General features: G+C 31.8%; 16 protein-coding genes. 6 read left to right on the top strand and 10 right to left on the bottom strand.

Annotated elements, in window-relative coordinates:
• Positions 1–426 (bottom strand): DUF1573 domain-containing protein, encoded by a 426-nt coding sequence (locus tag AC0L3M_RS08335; protein ID WP_292949990.1) that lies wholly within the window; start codon positions 424–426, stop codon positions 1–3.
• A 185-nt stretch (positions 427–611) separates the two neighbouring features.
• Between AC0L3M_RS08335 and AC0L3M_RS08330 the strand changes: the two genes are divergently transcribed.
• The 5 genes from AC0L3M_RS08330 to AC0L3M_RS08310 all read left to right on the top strand — a co-directional run bounded on the left by AC0L3M_RS08330 (position 612) and on the right by AC0L3M_RS08310 (position 8,175).
• Entirely contained in the window at positions 612–3,251 is a 2,640-nt protein-coding gene (locus AC0L3M_RS08330; protein ID WP_473430427.1) for a valine--tRNA ligase, read from the top strand.
• Positions 3,252–3,507: 256 nt separating this feature from the next.
• Positions 3,508–4,209, top strand: coding sequence for a hypothetical protein (locus tag AC0L3M_RS08325; protein ID WP_473430426.1), 702 nt, complete (start codon positions 3,508–3,510; stop codon positions 4,207–4,209).
• Between the two features lie 194 nt (positions 4,210–4,403).
• Entirely contained in the window at positions 4,404–4,835 is a 432-nt protein-coding gene (locus AC0L3M_RS08320; protein WP_473430425.1) for a hypothetical protein, read from the top strand.
• Between the two features lie 26 nt (positions 4,836–4,861).
• The gene (locus AC0L3M_RS08315) at positions 4,862–7,369 is read left to right on the top strand and encodes a DUF8202 domain-containing protein (protein WP_473430424.1); all 2,508 of its coding nucleotides are present in this window, start codon (positions 4,862–4,864) and stop codon (positions 7,367–7,369) included.
• The gene (locus AC0L3M_RS08310; protein WP_473430423.1) at positions 7,369–8,175 is read left to right on the top strand and encodes a DNA/RNA non-specific endonuclease; all 807 of its coding nucleotides are present in this window, start codon (positions 7,369–7,371) and stop codon (positions 8,173–8,175) included. Before AC0L3M_RS08315 ends, AC0L3M_RS08310 begins: the two co-directional genes overlap by 1 nt.
• On the opposite strand, the gene AC0L3M_RS08305 is transcribed toward AC0L3M_RS08310, so the two are convergent.
• The 4 genes from AC0L3M_RS08305 to gcvP all read right to left on the bottom strand — a co-directional run bounded on the left by AC0L3M_RS08305 (position 8,172) and on the right by gcvP (position 13,669).
• Positions 8,172–9,020 carry a glycosyltransferase family 2 protein gene (locus tag AC0L3M_RS08305; RefSeq protein ID WP_473430422.1) on the bottom strand — a complete coding sequence of 283 codons (849 nt, stop codon included), beginning with the start codon at positions 9,018–9,020 and terminating at the stop codon, positions 8,172–8,174. The two genes, AC0L3M_RS08310 and AC0L3M_RS08305, sit on opposite strands and share 4 nt — an antisense overlap.
• Before the next feature lie 83 nt (positions 9,021–9,103).
• Positions 9,104–9,625, bottom strand: coding sequence for a class I SAM-dependent methyltransferase (locus AC0L3M_RS08300; protein WP_473430421.1), 522 nt, complete (start codon positions 9,623–9,625; stop codon positions 9,104–9,106).
• Positions 9,626–9,663: 38 nt separating this feature from the next.
• Complete coding sequence (locus AC0L3M_RS08295; RefSeq protein ID WP_339808360.1) at positions 9,664–10,722, bottom strand: 3-oxoacyl-ACP synthase III family protein; 1,059 nt, start codon at positions 10,720–10,722, stop codon at positions 9,664–9,666.
• A 94-nt stretch (positions 10,723–10,816) separates the two neighbouring features.
• On the bottom strand, positions 10,817–13,669 hold the full coding sequence (gene gcvP, locus AC0L3M_RS08290) for an aminomethyl-transferring glycine dehydrogenase (RefSeq protein ID WP_473430420.1): 2,853 nt from the start codon (positions 13,667–13,669) through the stop codon (positions 10,817–10,819).
• Between the two features lie 162 nt (positions 13,670–13,831).
• Between gcvP and AC0L3M_RS08285 the strand changes: the two genes are divergently transcribed.
• Positions 13,832–14,659, top strand: a complete 828-nt coding sequence (locus AC0L3M_RS08285) for a UbiA prenyltransferase family protein (RefSeq protein ID WP_473430419.1) — start codon at positions 13,832–13,834, stop codon at positions 14,657–14,659.
• A 207-nt stretch (positions 14,660–14,866) separates the two neighbouring features.
• On the opposite strand, the gene AC0L3M_RS08280 is transcribed toward AC0L3M_RS08285, so the two are convergent.
• The 5 genes from AC0L3M_RS08280 to AC0L3M_RS08260 all read right to left on the bottom strand — a co-directional run bounded on the left by AC0L3M_RS08280 (position 14,867) and on the right by AC0L3M_RS08260 (position 19,594).
• Positions 14,867–15,454, bottom strand: coding sequence for a sigma-70 family RNA polymerase sigma factor (locus AC0L3M_RS08280; protein ID WP_473430418.1), 588 nt, complete (start codon positions 15,452–15,454; stop codon positions 14,867–14,869).
• Between the two features lie 318 nt (positions 15,455–15,772).
• The gene (locus AC0L3M_RS08275) at positions 15,773–16,108 is read right to left on the bottom strand and encodes a hypothetical protein (protein WP_473430417.1); all 336 of its coding nucleotides are present in this window, start codon (positions 16,106–16,108) and stop codon (positions 15,773–15,775) included.
• A gap of 5 nt (positions 16,109–16,113) precedes the next feature.
• Positions 16,114–16,551 (bottom strand): hypothetical protein, encoded by a 438-nt coding sequence (locus AC0L3M_RS08270; RefSeq protein WP_473430416.1) that lies wholly within the window; start codon positions 16,549–16,551, stop codon positions 16,114–16,116.
• Between the two features lie 387 nt (positions 16,552–16,938).
• Positions 16,939–17,442, bottom strand: a complete 504-nt coding sequence (locus AC0L3M_RS08265; protein WP_028283705.1) for a GbsR/MarR family transcriptional regulator — start codon at positions 17,440–17,442, stop codon at positions 16,939–16,941.
• 121 nt (positions 17,443–17,563) lie between these two features.
• Positions 17,564–19,594, bottom strand: a complete 2,031-nt coding sequence (locus tag AC0L3M_RS08260; RefSeq protein ID WP_473430415.1) for a M3 family metallopeptidase — start codon at positions 19,592–19,594, stop codon at positions 17,564–17,566.
• Positions 19,595–19,758: the final 164 nt, after the last annotated feature.

Genomic DNA, 19,758 nt, shown 5'->3' with positions numbered 1-19,758 from the left:
TTATTGCTCCATTACACTTTTTCCTTTTTTCTCTAAAACACTAGTTTTAGCAGGATCAATAACTTCTCCTCTTATTTTTAAAGATACTGTTGGTGTGTCAGCATTAGATAAAACAGTAATTGTTTTTCTAATAGGCATAACTCTGTTAGTATCATATTTTACTTCAATTTCTCCAGTTTGTCCAGGCATTACTGGAGCTTCTGGTTTTTTAGGTACTGTGCATCCACAGCTAGAGCTAACTTTAGATACAATTAAAGGTGCATTACCAGTGTTTGTAAACTCAAAAGTTCTTACACCATTATCTCCTCTGTTAATAGTTCCGTAGTCTATAGTCGTATCTTTAAACTCTATTTTTGCTACTTTGTCCTGAGCATTCATCGATAAACTAATAAGTCCGATAAATAATATTGTAAATAATTTTTTCATTGTATTTTGATTTTATTGGTTTGTAAATCTAATTACTTTTATTCCATTTTACAAAGTTATTAGATGTAATGCATACTTGCAAATACTTATAACATATTTAACTATACATTATTCATCGTTATAATTTCACAAAAACAGAAATATAAGTACTTTTGTAAGATATATTTCAAAAACTATTCCAAAGTATGCAAATTCCATCAAAATATAATGCTATAGAAGCAGAAAATAAGTGGTATGACTACTGGATGAAAAATAATTATTTTCATTCAGAACCAGACGACAGTGAGCCTTACACAATTGTAATTCCTCCTCCAAACGTAACAGGAGTCTTACATATGGGACACATGCTTAACAATACTATACAGGATGTTTTAATTCGTCGTGCACGTTTACAAGGTAAAAATGCGTGTTGGGTTCCTGGTACAGATCACGCGTCAATTGCTACTGAAGCTAAAGTTGTTGCTAAATTAAAAGAGCAAGGTATTGACAAAAATGACCTGACAAGAGACCAGTTTTTGGCACATGCTTGGGAATGGACAGAAGAATATGGAGGCGTAATCCTTGAACAACTTAAAAAATTAGGATGTTCTTGCGATTGGGATCGTACCAAATTTACAATGGACGACGACATGTCTGAAGCTGTAATTAAAGTATTTGTGGATCTACACAACAAAGGATTAATATATAGAGGTTACCGCATGGTAAACTGGGATCCTGAAGCTAAAACTACACTTTCTGATGAGGAAGTTATCCACGAAGAGCGTCAAGGAAACTTATACTACATAAATTATAAAATTGAAGGCAGTGACGATACATTAACTATCGCAACAACACGTCCTGAAACTATATTTGGAGATACAGCAATTTGTATTAATCCAGAAGACGAACGTTTTGCACACTTACGTGGAAAAAAAGCCATAGTGCCAATTTCTAATCGTGTTATTCCTATAATCGAAGATGATTATGTTGATATCGAATTTGGTACAGGTTGCTTAAAAGTAACACCTGCACATGACGAAAACGATAAGAATCTTGGAGATAAGCACAAATTAGAAGTTATTGATATCTTTCATGAAGATGCAACATTAAATAGCTTTGGATTACAATTTGAAGGTCAAGATCGTTTTGTGGCTAGAAAAAATGTAGCTAAAGAATTAGAAACATTGGGTGTTTTAGTGAAAACTGAAACACACATGAATAAAGTAGGAACCTCAGAACGTACAAAAGCTGTTATCGAGCCAAGATTAAGTGACCAGTGGTTCTTAAAAATGGAAGAGTTAGTTAAGCCAGCAATTGAAGCTGTTTTAGGAGAAGATGCTGAGATTAAATTGTTTCCGAAGAAATTTGAAAACACATACCGTCATTGGATGGAGAATATTCGTGATTGGAATATCTCGCGTCAACTACTTTGGGGACAACAAATTCCTGCCTATTTTTATGGAGACGGAAAAGAAGATTTTGTAGTTGCAGAAACTATTGAATTAGCTGTTGAAAAGGCACAAAAAGTAACAGGAAAAGCAGATTTAAAAGCAGAAGATTTAAAACAAGATACAGATGCTTTAGACACTTGGTTTAGCTCTTGGTTATGGCCAATGTCTGTTTTTGATGGAATCCGTAATCCAGAAAATGAAGAAATTAAATATTACTATCCTACTAACGATTTAGTTACAGGACCAGATATTTTATTCTTTTGGGTTGCACGTATGATAATTGCAGGTTATGAGTATAAAGACCAAAAACCATTTAACAATGTCTATTTAACAGGTTTAGTACGTGATAAGCAACGTCGTAAAATGAGTAAGTCTTTGGGGAACTCGCCTGACGCTTTAAAATTAATAGAAGAGTATAGTGCAGATGGTGTTAGGGTTGGATTACTATTAAGTAGTGCAGCAGGAAACGATTTAATGTTTGATGAAGCCTTATGTCAACAAGGTAAAGGTTTTGGAAACAAAATTTGGAATGCTTTTAACTTAACCAATTTATGGGAAGTTAGTGATACTATTGTGCAACCAGAATCTAGTAAAATAGCTTTAGATTGGTACCAGTCTAAGTTTAGTGAAGCTTTATTAGAAATTGAAGATCATTTTAGTAAATACCGTTTAAGTGATGCTTTAATGGCTATTTATAAGTTAGTTTATGACGATTTTTGTGGATGGTTACTAGAGATCGTAAAACCAGCATATCAACAACCAATTGATGCTGCAACGTATAATAAAGTGATGTCTATTTTTGAGGATAACTTAAAAATATTGCATCCATTTATGCCTTTCTTATCGGAAGAAATTTGGCAGTATATTGCTGAAAGAACTCCGGAAGAAGCACTAATTGTTGCAAAATGGCCAGAAGCTAAACCAGTAAATAAAGAGTTAATTGCGCAGTTTGAATTTGCTTCAGAGGTTATTTCTGGAATAAGAACCGTTAGAAAAGAAAAGAACATCGCTTTTAAAGATGCGATTGGTTTTTCAGTTATAAATAACGAAAACTCAAATACAGCGTTTGATCCTGTAATTGCAAAATTAGGTAATTTAGAAACTATCGATTATGTAAATGAACCTGTTGAAGGCGCATTAACCTTTAGAGTAAAATCTAACGAGTACTTTATTCCAATGGATGGTGCAATAGATGTAGAAGCAGAAATTGTTAAGCTAACTGAAGAGTTAAAGTACACAGAAGGTTTTCTTAAATCTGTACAAAAGAAACTATCTAATGAGCGTTTTGTTGCAGGAGCACCAGAGCAAGTAATTGCTAATGAGCGTAACAAAGAAGCAGATGCTTTAGCTAAAATAGAAACATTAAAAAGTAGCTTGGCTAGTTTAAAGTCGTAGCTTAAAATTATATATATAAGTAAAAAGCCTTTCCGTTTGGGAAGGCTTTTTTTTGTTTATGATTATTTGTTAATTTTTTGAATTATTCATATTTTAATATATAAAATTTAACATTTTGTTTTATTAAAAGGTCTTTTATTGTTGTTTTAATTAAATTAATGTTAATTTAATCTTCTTTTTTATGCTTATTTTATAATTTTTTGTGATTTAGTGTTTCTGAAGTCTAATATCTTTGATTCAAACCAAAAATATTACTATGAAAAATTTAAAAAATGCCATCGGATTATTGACAATTACAGGACTTCTATTTACGTCTTGTATGGATGATAAAAAAAATAATCAATCTAATATGACTGATTCAGAAACTAGTCAAGACGCTAAATTAGAAGCCAATTCAAAAGCAATGTCTTCAAATTCAGACAAAATGATGACTAATAAAAATGTTTCTGATGGTAATACCACAACAACCAAGTCTGGAGATGTTGTCACTAGATCTATAAATACTAAAGTAAACGCAATGCAGATTAGTGGATGGGATGGATTTAACAAGCTTTCCATTCAAATGAAAAAAATTGAAGATGCAGACTTTAATACTAAATCTGCTGCGATACCTAATATGGGATCTATAATTGCGTCACTTCAAAGTACAAGACCAGATTGGATGAAAACAGAAGAAATCACTGAAGATATTGAAGACGTTCAAAAGGAATATAACGAATATATTAAGGAACAAAACGGAAAGGAAAAACGTAATGTCAGAAATTTAGAAGAATTAAATGAAGCCTATGACGATTTAGTTGAAGAGATTAATGAAACCTTTGATAAATATGTCAAAATTAATCGTAAAGCTAATGAAGAGTATAAAGAAGAGATTATGGATGATGGTGATGTAGATGATGCTAGAGAAGAGTATAATGAAGAAATAAAAAAGCTAAATAAAGTAGCTGACGATAAATAATAAAGCTTAAATTATTACAGAAAAAAGCCACGTAAATACGTGGCTTTTTTTGTGTTTATAATTTTGGAGGTGTGGTTAAAACCACAATCATCGATGTAAAATACGCTTTATCGAAATGTATGTTAAACATAGTCTTAATTGCTTTAAGTAGGTTTTTTGTTTTTATACTTTAGCAGTCCCTAAATATTAATAGCATGTTTCAAAGTCCCTTTAAAGTAGTAATGCTTGTAGCATTATTTTTACCAATTTATTTGTTTTCTCAAACTGGTCCTGGTGGTGTTGGTAATTCAACAACTCAAGTGTTATGGTTAAAACCAGATGGTTTTTCTGTAGCAGATGGAACTGTTTTGGATACTTGGGATGATACTTCAGGTAATGCAAACTCATTAACACAGCCTGACGCAACATTTAGACCAATAGTTAAAACTAATATTGTTAATAGTTATGACGTTGTTAGATTTGAAGCTGGTAATAGACGTCTAAGAAAAACTAATTTTACAAGCTTTCCTACCACGCAAGTTAGTGCATTTTATATAAACAAAACAACAGATTCTGGAGATGGTGTTTTATCTTATGCATCAACAAGTCATAATAATAATTTTCTTTTTTTAATAGTTCTAATTTAAGTTTTTACCGAAACGGAAGCACAAGTATGAATATTACTGCTAACGATGGGAATTGGCATATGGTAGATATGAGTTGGATGAATTCAGGTGTAGGAATGAAAACTTATTTTGATGGAAAACTAAAGCGAACTTTTAATTATGTTCCAGGATCGACAATTACGCCTGGAGGTAGCTTGTCTTTAGCAGGAGAACAAGATGCAGTGGATGCTAATTATGATGCAGCCCAATCTCATCAAGGTGATTTCTCAGAAGTGATTTTGTTCAACGTTGCTATCAACGCTGCAGAAAGAGTTATAATCCAAAACTATCTAACAGCAAAGTATGGTTTGACTTTAGAGAGCACTGTAGATTTTTATACTCAAGATAACGCTGTAAATGGTAACTTCGATTTTGACGTTGCTGGAATTGGTCAAGCTGACGATGGAAGTAATCATACAGATTCTAAAGGAACAGGAATTGTAACCATTAATTCGCCTTCAGCCTTATCAAACGGAGACTATTTGTTTTGGGGAGAAGAAACTAAAGATCCTGTATATACATTGGTAAGTGAAACCACTACTTATACAAATCAGTTAAACTCTAAATGGCGTGTTAGTAAGGTTGGAGATTTAGGTACAGTTTCTGTGTCTTTTGATATTTCAAGTATCGCTAGTAGTATTCAATGTAATACATTACAATTAGTAGTAGATAATGATAGTAATTTTGGAAGTCCGTCAATATTTAATTTAGTAGTTTCAGGTAATACAGCAACAGCAACAGGCGTGTCTTTTACAGATGGAGATTATTTTACACTTAGAAATATAGATTCGATAGTTTGGGATGGTACGACATACTTTAATGGATCTGGAGCATTAAATGCACCAAATAATACTGATTCATGTCTTAAGTTAATTGTTAAGTCCGGAAGTACAGCCTTTTTAACCGAAGATGCTTTTGTTAGAGACGTTGAGGTACAATCAGGAGCTACATTACAAGTTGAAGATGGTATTTTATTAGAAGTAGAAAATGGTATTGTAAATCAAGGTACTATAGAGTTGCTAGGCGACGCACAACTTATTCAAAAACATACAGGAACAAGTTTAAACTCCGGTTCTGGTGATTTAAAAATTAGACAACAAGGTTCTTACAATTTATATAATTATAATTATTGGAGTGCTCCAGTTAATAGAGGTGGAGATTGGCAAGTAAGTTTCTTAGAAACCGAAGCTGGTCCTGTAGGTTTTACATCAGGTTATGATGCTAATCCTTTGGCTTCGCCAGGAGAAATTAGTAGTTATTGGTTGCATACTTTTAATAATTTAATTGATAATTATTATGGATGGAATCACATTTCAACCACCACACCACTTAGCCCAACAACGGGTTATATAATGAAAGGATCTGGTAATGTGTCACCATCTCCATTCCCATCAGTGGATCAAAATTATGTATTTAGAGGTACAGCTAATGATGGCGATTATAATGTGTCAGCCTTAGGTGGAAATCAAATTTTAATAGGAAATCCTTATCCATCTGCAATTGATGCTGACCAGTTTATTACAGATAATTTATCAGTACTTGACGGAACTTTATATTTTTATGAACATTTTGAATCTAACAACTCTCATATTTTAGCCAATTATAAAGGTGGTTATGCAACTTACAATTTGTTAACGTCTATAGGTAGTCCTGCTCCTCCAACAAATGGAGGTACAACAACTAAAGGTGCTCCAACAAGTAATGTAGCTGTAGCGCAAGGCTTTTTTGTAAAGATTGCCAATTCTGGAACCATAACCTTTAATAATAATCAGCGTATTTTTGCTAAAGAGTCTGCAGGTGAAACTACTTTTTTTAGATCTGCTCAAGCAACTTTAGCAGATAACCGTATTAAATTTTGGCTTAAGTTTAAAGATAATAATGATAACGAGTCTACTATTGCTTTAGGTTATGATACTAATGCTAGTACAGATTTTGATAAAGGTTACGATAGTAAAATGTTTAACGATTTACCTAATGATTTATATTGGGTTATTCCGGATCAAAGATTAAGTATTCAAGGTCTAAATACTTTTGATGTTTCAGATGAGATTCCTTTAGGAATTGATATTTCAAATTCAGGTAATTTTACTTTTGAAATTAGTGAAACTTTGAACTTTCCAACAAATCAGAAAATCTATTTAAAAGATAATCAAACTAATACGTTATACGATATTAAATCTAATCCTGTAACATTAAATTTAGTGTCAGGTGTTGATGAGTCTAGATTCTCTATTGTATATCAATCATCAGAAACTTTATCTACCGAAGATTTTATAACCACACAGTCTTTAGTATACTTTGATAGTTCTAAAAATGCTTTAGTATTTAAAGATATTGAAAACCTGAATAGTATTAAAAGTATAAATGTATTTAACCTATTAGGTCAAAATGTTAAAACTATAAATTCTATTGAATCTCAGGAAGTTGATTTGTCAAACATAAACTCAGGAGTATATATTGCTAAAATCACAAAAGCTAATGGACAGTTGGTTAATCTTAAATTTATTAAACGTTAATGTCTAATAAAACTAAGTATTCTATATTAACAGCTTTAGTCATTATAGCATCGTATGGTGTAAATAATTATTTAGATTCCAAAGATAAAATAGACACTGTAATACAAGGTACAACAGTAAAAACCAATACAAACGAATACTTTTTACCAACAAGCACAACAGGACAAATTATACACCATAATGGTTATAGTTTAAGTTATAGCGAGCCACATGAACAAGCAGAATGGGTAGCTTACGAGCTAAAAAAATCTCATTTAAGTAATGCGGAGTATAAACGTCCTTATTTTGAAGTGGATCATGCTGTAAAAACAGGTGCTGCACATTGGCGTAATTATAAAAAGTCAGGTTACGATCGTGGACACCTTTGTCCAGCAGGAGACAGAAAATATAGTCAAGAAGCACATGACGAAACTTTTTTGACTAGTAATATCGCTCCTCAAAATCACGATTTTAATGCAGGAGTTTGGAATAGATTAGAACAAAAAACACGTTATTGGGCTAGTAAGTACGATGGTGTTTTTGTAGTTACAGGAGGTGTTTTAGAAAATGGATTAAAAACAATAGGAGAGGAAGAGGTGTCTATTCCTAATCAGTTTTATAAAGTACTAATTGACAATAATAATGGAACTACCAAAGTGATTGCTTTTTTATTACCACACCTAGAGTCTGAACAACCTTTATATAAATTTGTAACCTCTGTAGATCATATAGAACAATTAACTGGTATTGATTTCTTTTCAGAATTAGATGATGCTATTGAAGATAGGTTAGAAGCATCAAGCAGTTATAAAGGATGGAGCTTTTAAAATAATTTTTGTTTTACACCTTTCCATCTTAGATCTCTAACAAACCGTCCTTCAGCCTTAGTAATTAAGCGCTCAGGTTTGTTACTTGTGGCTTTTAAATACCCAACAATATAATCTTTAAAGTATCTAAAGCTTTTCTTTTTTACACTCATTTTTAAAGCAGTAATTAACGTCAGTGTAAAACCATAACGCATTTTATACATGGCTTCGCCTTGCAGGTGTTTTGCACCTTTATTGTAGCTAGCTCCTGTGGGTTTTAAATGCTTAACATGTAAACTTTCATCTAAGACAATAGACCAGTTGTTATACTTTGCTAAAAGCTCGTCAATGGTATCCCAACCCATAGATTTTTTTAATTGTCCTATGGCTTCAAAACAATCTTTTCGGTAAGATTTAAGTGCTCCTCTTATGTGATCTTTACCAGTAATAGATTCTAAAACCCAATCGTTATTTTTTTCAATATAACAATAGCCAGCAACCATCCCAATAGATGCATCTTTATTAAAATGAAAGGCTAATGTTTCTAAATAATTTAAAGGAAAAATTAAATCGGCATCAAATTTACAAATCACATCATAATTTTTATTTACGACCTCATAGCCTTTATAAAAGGCATTGATTATTTTAGTGCCTGGCAAGTGTTGGTTTGATGAGGTAACATTAACTAAAGTGATGCAATCGTGTTGTTTCTGAAAGTCTTCTACAATAGTTTTTGTGTTATCTGTAGAATTATCATTAACCACTACAATTTGCTTGGGCAGCAATGTCTGACTAACTAAAGATTGCAGTGTTAATCCAATTGATGAAGCTTCGTTATGTGCAGGAATGATTATACTGAAATTCAAGGTTTAGTAGTTAAAATTCAAAGTTAAATGATTTTAATTTAATGAAAAGATTGCTCCATTATGTTCGCAATGACTAGATTTACTTAAGCCCTTTCAGCATAAATAATATAATATCTAGGTGTAAACCATCTTAAAATAGGTCTGATTCCAATTTTTTTGGTGGGATTAGTCCATTTTTGTCTGTCAATAATTTTCCAACCTGTTTTTTCTAATAACCAATCTAATTGCCAATCTTCAAACTCGTGATAATGTCTATCCCAAGGATCTGTTTTGCTTCGGTAAGCCGAAGAAAACCATAATTTAAGTGGTACGCTAATTACTAATTTGTCCGCTTTTATACTTTGTAAAACAGTAAAGGGGTTTAATAAATGTTCAAAAATTTCAAAAGCTGTAACGACTGTGGTTTCAGAGTTTTTGATACTTGAAACATCAAAATCTAAATCTTCACCTTTAGTGTTTTCAACATTGTAATTATTGTCTTTTAATATTTTAGTAAATGGGTTTTCTACTCCTAAGTCTAAAATTGTTTCAGATTTAGAAATATGTTTTTCTAAAAATTGATACGTTAGTTTAAAGCGTTTATGCGGAAAAGTTTGTTCGTACACAAAAAAATGATTTAGTTTTATAATAAAATGCAGACGTTTTATTGTTTGTAAACTATAGCATTAATGTTCATACCAGCACCAACACTAGCAAAAAGTATAACATCACCTTTATTAATCTCTTGGTCTTTTAGTTTGCCTTTTAAAATTAAATCGTACAAAGTAGGTACAGTTGCTACGCTAGAATTACCTAAAGTATTAATACTCATTGGCATAATGCCTTCTGGCATTTTCATGTCGTGTAGCTTGTAAAAACGTTTTACGATAGCTTCGTCCATTTTTTCGTTAGCTTGATGTATCAATATTTTTTTAACATCATTTATATTGTAGCCACTTTTTTCTAAACATGATTTTAAAGCTAAAGGCACGTTGGTTAAAGCGAATTCGTAAATTTTACGACCATACATTTTAATGTATCTACGTTGACTTGTAGATTCTAAATTATTGGTTTCTCCAAAAAAGATAAAATGAGCTTCATCTAACGCATAAGTAGCGGACTCGTGTGCAATAATTCCACTATCGTCATTGGTTTCTTCGACAATTACAGCTCCAGAGCCATCACTATAAATCATGGAGTCTCTGTCATGTTTATCTACAACGCGAGATAATGTTTCCGTACCAATAACTAAACAGCGTTTTGCTATTCCTGATTTAATAAAAGCATTGGCTTGTATGACACCTTCTATCCAACCTGGACATCCAAATAGTAGGTCGTAACCCACACATTTAGGGTTTTTAATTTGTAATAAATGTTTTACGCGTGAGGCTATACTAGGGACAGTGTCACTTTGTTCTGTATTGTGTTTTATGTCACCATAATTGTGGGCAACAATAATATAGTCTAAAGTTTCTTTGTCGATTTTAGCATCAGCAATTGCTTTTTCAGCTGCATAAAATGCAATGTCAGAGTTTAATAATTCTGATTTTATGTAGCGTCTTTCTTCAATACCTGTAATGGCTTTGAATTTATCAACGATAACTTCATTTGTGCTATTTATTTTAGAACCATCAGCATTTAAAAACTCATGATTATAAAAATCTTCATTTTTTTCAATAGTACTTGGAATGTAACTTCCTGTTCCAATAATCTTAATATTCATAAAAAAAGGATTGCCTTTAATTGTTTAACTGCTAAGATAAGCAGTAAAAAACTAAAGGCAATTTTATTGGTTAATTATTTACGATGTCCAACGTTTAGTTAGCATCCATATAAGCTTCAATTGGAGCGCAAGTACATATTAAATTACGGTCTCCATAAGCATCGTCTACACGACGTACAGAAGGCCAAAACTTGTTGTCTACCACGTAATCCAAAGGATAAGCAGCTTTTTCACGAGTGTATGGTAATAACCATTCGTCACTTGTTAACATAGCTAATGTATGAGGTGCATTTTTTAAAGGATTATTATCGTCATCCTTAGTTGCAGCATCAATTTCTTTTCTAATAGAAATCATAGCGTCACAAAAACGATCCATTTCTGCTTTACTTTCACTTTCTGTAGGTTCAATCATCATAGTTCCTGCAACTGGAAAAGATACTGTTGGAGCATGAAAACCATAGTCCATTAAACGTTTTGCAATATCCACAACCTCAATACCATGCTCTTTAAATGGACGACAATCTATAATCATCTCATGCGCAGCACGACCTTGTTCTCCGGAGTATAAAGTTTCAAAAGCACCTTGTAATCTGTGTTTGATATAATTAGCGTTAAGTATAGCTATTTCGGTTGATTTTTTTAATCCTTCAGCACCTAACATTTTTATGTAACCATAAGATATTAAACATGCTAAAGCAGATCCAAAAGGAGCAGCAGAAATAGCAGTTATAGCTTGGTCACCACCAGTTTTTACAACAGGGTTACCAGGTAAAAATGGCACTAATTGTTTAGCAACACAAATTGGTCCAACACCAGGTCCACCACCACCATGAGGAATAGCAAAGGTTTTGTGTAAGTTTAAGTGACAAACGTCTGCACCAATATTTCCAGGATTAGTTAATCCAACTTGAGCATTCATGTTGGCTCCATCCATATAGACTTGACCACCATTATCGTGTATTAATTGTGTGATAGCTTTAATTCCAGACTCATAAACACCATGAGTAGATGGGTAAGTTACCATTAAAGCAGCTAGATTGTCTTTATGCAATTCTGCTTTTTCGCGTAAATCCTCTACATCAATATTACCATCTTCATCAGCTTTAGTAACCACAACTTTCATTCCAGCCATTACTGCACTTGCAGGATTGGTTCCGTGAGCAGAACTTGGTATTAAACAGATGTTTCTGTGATGATCGTTTCTAGATTCGTGATACGCTCTAATAACCATTAATCCAGCATACTCACCTTGAGCTCCAGAGTTAGGTTGTAAAGAGGTACCTGCAAAACCAGTAATTTCAGTTAATTGATCTTCTAATGCTTTTAACATTTGTTGGTAACCTTCAGCTTGATCTAAAGGAACAAATGGATGGATGCTTCCCCAATTTGGAGAACTTAATGGTAACATCTCTGAAGCAGCATTAAGCTTCATTGTGCAAGATCCAAGAGAAATCATGGAGTGGTTTAATGCTAAATCCTTACGTTCTAAACCTTTTATGTAACGCATTAATTCGGTTTCAGAATGATGCGTGTTAAATACGTCTAAAGTTAAAAACTCAGATTGACGTTGTATGCTGTTTTGTATATTGTTTGCTTCTGTAAAACTATCGATTGTTGTAGTCGGCTTTGTTTCCGCTTCAGCGAAAATTGCTATAATTTGATTGATATCTTTAACAGAAGTTGTCTCGTTGATTGAGATTGTAACTGTATTGTCATTAGGATAATAGAAGTTAACCTCGTGCTTTTCTGCAATTGTTTTTACAGCTGAAGCATTAGCCTTAACCTGAAGCGTATCAAAAAATGAAGTATTTAATTGCTCAACACCCATTTTAGTTAAGGCATTGGCTAATGTTGACGTTGCATTATGTACTTGATTTGCAATAAAAGTCAACCCTTTAGGTCCATGATACACAGCATACATACCAGCCATAACTGCTAATAATACTTGCGCTGTACAAATGTTAGAGGTTGCTTTGTCACGTTTAATGTGTTGCTCTCTGGTTTGTAAAGCCATACGTAAAGCTCTGTTACCATTTGCATCTTTGGTTACACCAATAATACGTCCAGGAATATCACGTTTGTAAGCCTCTTTTGTAGCAAAATAAGCTGCATGTGGTCCTCCATAACCCATTGGGATACCAAAGCGTTGTGTAGTACCAACGACAACATCTGCACCAAATTTACCAGGAGCTTCTAATTTTACTAAGCTTAAAATGTCTGCAGCAACTGCTACTTTAATGTTATTTGCGTTAGCTTTTTCTATAAAGGTTTTGATGTCTGTAATTTGTCCATCTTTACCTGGATACTGTAGTATTGCTCCAAAAAAGTCTGTAGAAAAATCAAACGTATTTTCATCACCTATTACTAACTCTACACCAATTGGAGTAGCACGTGTTTGTAATAAAGATAGGGTTTGAGGTAAAATAGTATCGCTAACAAAAAATTTAGAAACACCAGCTTTTTTCTGATCACGTTCTCTAACAGCAAATAGTAAGCTCATTGCTTCTGCAGCAGCAGTACTTTCGTCTAATAAAGACGCATTTGCTAACTCCATTCCAGTTAGGTCAGTAACCATAGTTTGGAAATTTAGTAATGCTTCTAAACGACCTTGAGCAATCTCGGCTTGGTAAGGCGTGTAAGCAGTATACCAACCTGGATTTTCTAGTATGTTACGTTGTATAACAGCAGGTAGAATAGTTGGATGGTATCCTAAACCAATATAGGTTTTGTAAGTTTTGTTAAGTTTTGACAGGTTATTAATATGATTTGAATACTCATATTCTGTCATAGCTTCATCTAGCTGTAAGTCTTTTTCAAGACGAATTGGAGCAGGAACAGTCTCAGATATTAATTGTTCAATGGTATCTGCGTTTACTGTTTGAAGCATTAGTTTTTGATCATTTTCTCTTGGACCAATGTGACGTAATGCGAATGCGTTTGTGTTCATTTGTGTTGTGTTGTTATTAACCTTTTTTACAAGGTTTGAGAAAAAATATAGTTGTTTTTTAATGTTTGCAAAATTAACGAAAACTAATAGTAAAATTTTGTTAAAAATTGAAAGTTTTCAACTAATCGGCTGCTTTATTAACAGATTAATTATTTTTGTCTAATGAAGGTCCTAAAACAGCTTTTAGATTTTTACATAAATAGTAGCATTCATGTTGCTTTAGCAGTCTATGCGTTAAGTTGGATTACTTTAAAAAAGTTGAACATAAATTATGACGCTACCATCCTTTATTTTAATTTTTTTGCCACTATAACGGGTTATAATTTTGTAAAATATTTTGGTATTGCTAAATGGCACCATCGTAGTTTGGCTAATTGGTTAAAAGTTATACAACTGTTCTCTTTTATATGCTTTAGTTTGATGTTGTATTTTGGGTTGCAATTACAACAAAACACTGTCTTGTTAATTTTAGGTTTTGGTGTTGTTACATTTTTGTACGCGATACCTTTTTTACCAAAAAAATGGTATTTAGATACGCAACAAAACTTAAGGGATATTAGTGGTTTAAAGGTGTATGTTATTGCTTTGGTCTGGAGTGGTGTTACGGTAGTCTTACCACTATTAGATAGCAATGGAGTATTTAATCAAGATGCTATTATTACAATTTGTCAAAATTTTATTTTGGTTATAGCATTAATGCTGCCTTTTGAAATAAGAGATTTAAGCTATGATAGTTTAAAGTTGGCTACCATACCACAGAAAATAGGTGTAAAACGCACGAAGTTATTAGGTTTTACTTTTATTTTAATTTTCTATTTTTCAGAATTTTTTAAGGACAGTATCTCTGTTTTAGGATTGCTACTGCAAGGTGTTGTAAGTGTAAGTTTGTGCTTTTTTATCTACTTTGCTAATCAAAATAGAAACACCTATTATACATCGTTTTGGGTAGAAGCCTTACCCATATTTTGGATGTTATTTATGCTTTTGTAATTCTTTGTCAAAAGAAGATTTAAGTTCTTTTTTTCGGTTACCGATAATTGGTTTCCTTTTATGCTATTTATTAAATGCGTTAACTTGGTATTGTTTTTAGAGTGTTGTCTACAAACCGCACACATAAATGTGTGAAATTTAAACTTCACTTTTTCTAAAATACTAGCTTCGTGATACTGAGCTTTATCGCAGATATGACTTGATTCCTCACAAGAAATCATAAATTTTTTCATAAACATAATTAAAACCAATTTTTTCTAAACAACCTGCCATAGCAGTTCTTGCTCTGTGGATTATTACCCAAAGATTAGACGCAGTTATTTCTAATTCATTACAAATTGTTTCGGTTTCATAATTTAAAATGGTTTTCATTTCAAATATTTGAGCTTGTTTTTTTGGTAATTTAGACAGGCAATCATCAATTGCGCTGGCTAATTCAGTATTTTCAATTTGGTCTTCTGCAGTTTTATCAAAAGGATCTGCAACGCGCTCTTCTAACCAATCACCTTCTGTTTCGCTGTCAGAATTGTAAGACATTCTAACTTCAGCTTTACCTTTATTAGAATTAGATTTACGGTAATGGTCAATGACTTTTCTTTTTAAAATAGATACTAGCCAAGTACGCTCACTAGCTTCTCCTTTAAAGTTTTTCATGCTTTTTAGACCAGCTAGAAAAGTGTCAGAAACTAAGTCTTGCGCTATTGCTCTGTCATTTACACGTGTTATGGTGTAATTAAAGAGGTAATCGCTGTATAAATCTATCCATTTATTAGGATTAATTGTGTGATCTGACATGTTTAAGATTTCTTTTTCGTGCTAAAAATACTAAAATTACAATTAAGTAATTACGTTTTTTTACATCTAAATAATGGAATACCTAAAACTTTGATATGTAAACTAGATAGCAAAGGGTTGAAAGAACCGTTATAATAGTTCGTTTTAAAAGGTGAGGAATAGTCAAAATGAATAATATTAGCTTTACTCCAAAACATGTATTCTTCTTTTGCCTGATTTTAAAAATCTACTATTCTAACTTATTTTGCTATGCATTTTTGGTTGTGCTAAAAGGGATAGTTTTATTATAATTGCCTTTTAAATTTTAAAATGTATTGACTATTCTGTGGTATTATATTTTGAAATAAAATGTGTTATTGTTAAATGAAATCCAGCCAATATGATAGCCATTAATGACCAAATAAAAAAGATTAGTAATTGATTTAATACTATTATTTTGATGACAATTAATGCAATTACGACGCTAAGTAAATAGATAAAGCTTGATATTTTAATTGACTTAGGTAGTTGTTTAAAATTAATTCCAATTTTTACACTTATAATAATTTGAATAATGCCTAATATGGGTAATGCTATTATTGCTCCATAAATAGTAAAGCTAATCAAAACACAAATTATAAACGCCCAACTATTAATAGTATATAGATTTTTCATTGTAATTAGTTTATAATTGTCTGTAGGTTTAAGATAAATAGCCACGTGTAAATTATTGCAAAGCTTACAAATAGTGTATTCATAAAATAACTTCCTATTTTAAAAATTATTTTCTGAGGAATTTGATACATAGGGTAATATGCAATTTGAGTGGCCACTTTACCTACCCAATACATACCTATTAAAGCGGTTAGTGCTAATGCTAAATGACTTCCGTTTTTTAAATCTGTAGGTATTAGTATTGCAATCAATCCAAAACAAAAATTTAATCCTTGTATATAACGACCATAAGTTTTTGCTATTTCTTGATTTAATGGTTTAAGTTGTTTAACATCATTATACCAATCAAATACTTGGTGTCTTATATATGGATAAATTAATGCTGTAAATATTTGACCACATCCACCAAGTATTATTAACCAATTAGGAATTTGATATTTCATAGTTCAGTTTTTTTAAGATTATTTAATATCCATGTGAAATAATATGCAAGACTCAATGGCATTATGATTATAAGTAAAATAAATAGGAATAATCCATTTAAATCTTTAACGATTAACCAACCTAAACCATAGCACAGTGTTAAAATCCAATACAGTGTAATATGCTTTTGTTGTTTATTATTATACTGTTTCCACAGAAAAAGGATGCCTAACGCACTTATTATTTGAACAGCACCTAGTAATATTTGAGCATATAATCCTAGATAAAGAGTTAAGTATAAAATGGTAGTAGCAATGACTAGAAATTTGTTGATGTTAAATACTGTTTTCATAATTATTAAGTGTTTAAAACTTTCAATAATTATTGAAAGTTAATTTTAAATTTTTTTATTTAAATAGTTTAAGTAAAGATTTAGTAATCCAGTTTTGTTTTTGATTTACTAATTTATTTATCATCACGTCCATAGTTTCTGTTAACTCGTGAAGTGCTTTTGTCTGTTTGATTAGCTCTTTAGTTTTTGCAGTGCCATCATCTTTAATGCTTGAAACTTCATCTAAAACTTTGACTACAGGTTTAATTTCTCTTCTGCTACGTTCCACAGCAACAATCCTAGCTAATTCTTGTACATCTTTTTCAGTAGTAAAAAACTCTTTACGTTCTCCAGCCACTAATGTTTTGGTTACAATTCCCCAATCCATCAATTGTCTTAAATTCATACTAGTATTTCCTCTAGAGATTTTAAGATCTTCCATAATCTCTTCCATAGATAATGGTTTGGTAGAAATAAAAAGAAGTGCTTGTATTTGCGCCATTGCTTTATTGATTCCCCAAAGTGAACCTAAACTTCCCCATGTGCTAATAAATTTATCTTTTGCTTCTTGATATTCCATGACACAAATATATTAATAATTTCCAAACTTTCAATAATTATTGAAAGTTTATTTTTTAAACAAAAAAAAGCCATTCTTAAACGTAATCAAGAATGGCAGATTTTAAATTATGATAACTAAATTACTTTATTAGTCCTGCGCGTTTTAATAGTGCCTCAGGTTTAGGTTCTTGACCTCTAAAGCGTTTGTATAATACCATTGGGTTATCTGTACCACCTTGAGATAATACATTGTCCTTAAATTTTGTTGCTACTTCTTTATTAAATATACCTTTTTCTTTAAAGTAGTCAAACGCATCTGCATCTAAGACTTCTGCCCATTTGTAGCTATAATATCCAGAGGAGTAACCACCTTGAAAAATATGCGCAAAAGCAGTACTCATACAATTCTGTTTAACATCAGGATACAGGTTTGTGTCTTTAAAAGTTTTGTTTTCATGTTGTTTAACGTTAGTAATACCTGTTGGGTTTATACCATGCCAACTCATGTCTAATAAACCAAAACTTAGTTGTCTAAGGGTTTGCATTCCTTCTTGAAATGTGGCGCTTTCTTTAATTTTTTGGACTAAGTCCATTGGAATGATTTCTCCAGTTTGGTAATGTTTAGCAAATAATTCTAAAGCTTCTTTCTCATAACACCAGTTTTCTAAAACTTGGCTAGGTAGCTCTACAAAATCCCAAAACACACTTGTACCAGATAAACTTGGGTAAGTTGTGTTAGCTAACATACCATGTAATCCATGACCAAACTCGTGAAATAATGTAGTAACTTCATTAAACGTTAGTAATGACGGTTTGCTTTTAGTTGGTTTTGTAAAGTTACATACGTTAGATATTTGTGGTCTTTGGTTTATGCCATTTTTAATAAATTGTGGTTTAAAGGATGTCATCCATGCGCCATTTCTTTTTCCTGCTCTAGGGAAAAAATCAGCATAAAATATGGAAACTAATTGATTGTCTTCATCTAAAACTTCATAGGTCATGACATCTTCATGGTACTTATCTATTGTATCAATTTTTTTAAACTGAAGTCCAAATAATTTATTTGCAACTTGAAAGGCACCATCAATAACATTTTCTAATTTAAAGTAAGGTTTAAGTTGCTCGTCATCTAAATTAAATAGTTTTTGTTTTAATTTTTCAGAATAGTAAGCGGAATCCCATTTTTCTAATCGATCTAAGTTATCAAGTTCTTTTGCAAAATCTTCTAATTCTGTAAACTCACGTAAAGCAGCAGGTTTTGCTTTAACTAATAAGTCTTCTAAAAAGGTATTTACTTTTTCCGGTGTTTGAGCCATGCGTTCTTCTAAAACAAAATGTGCATGTGTGTCATAACCTAATAAATTAGCACGTTCAAAACGCAGTCTAGCAATGTCTAAAACGTTTTGTTGGTTATCTAATTTGTCATTATTAAATCCTTTGGCTCCAAAAGCTAGCGCTAATTTTTTACGTAATGCTCTATTATCTGCATACGTCATAAATGGTATATAACTTGGGTAATCTAAAGTTATTAAATAACCCGCTTTGTTTTTAGACTCAGCTAATTGTTTTGCAGCTTCAATTGCACCTTCTGGTAATCCTGATAAATCAGCTTCATTGGTGATTAGCATTTCAAAAGCATTGGTTTCTGCTAAAATATTTTCTCCAAACTTTAATTTTAAACTAGCTAATTGTTTGTCAATAGCTCTTAGTTTTTGCTTTTTATCTTCAGGAAGATTTGCTCCATTTCTAGAAAAGCTTTTATATTTTTTATCCAATAATGTAGTCTGTTCTATATTTAAATCAAGACTATCTTTATTGTCGTAAACGTGTTTTACTTTTTTAAATAACGCTTCGTTTAATGTTATATCATTACCAAACTCGGTTAAAATAGGAGAGATGTCTTGTGCTATTTTTTGAAGGTCATCATTAGTCTCTGCCGAGTTAAGATTAAAAAATATACTGGTTACACGGTCTAGTTGTTGTCCAGAAAACTCTAAAGCTTCGATTGTGTTTTTAAAAGTAGGAGCGTCAGTAGTGTTTATAATTGTCTCTATCTCTAATTTAGTATCCTCAATTAGTTTTAAAATTGCAGGTTTAAAGTCCTCATTTTTTATAGATTGAAAAGGTGGAGTGTTAAATTTTGTGCTAAAATTGTTTAAAAGTGTATTCATTATAACGTTATAGTAAAATTTTTGATGTTAAAATTAATATTTTTATTGCATATTAATTATTTAAATGATTATTTTTGCAAATGATTTTTTCCCGTGAGTTGGTTACTCACATAAAAATTATTGATTAATAGCGATAAAAAGCCTCAGACATGTCTGAGGCTTTT

Source organism: Olleya sp. KJ81-1 (assembly GCF_055808135.1).
Note: the sequence above shows the minus strand (reverse complement) of the source record. Positions and strands in the feature narration are given on the sequence as shown.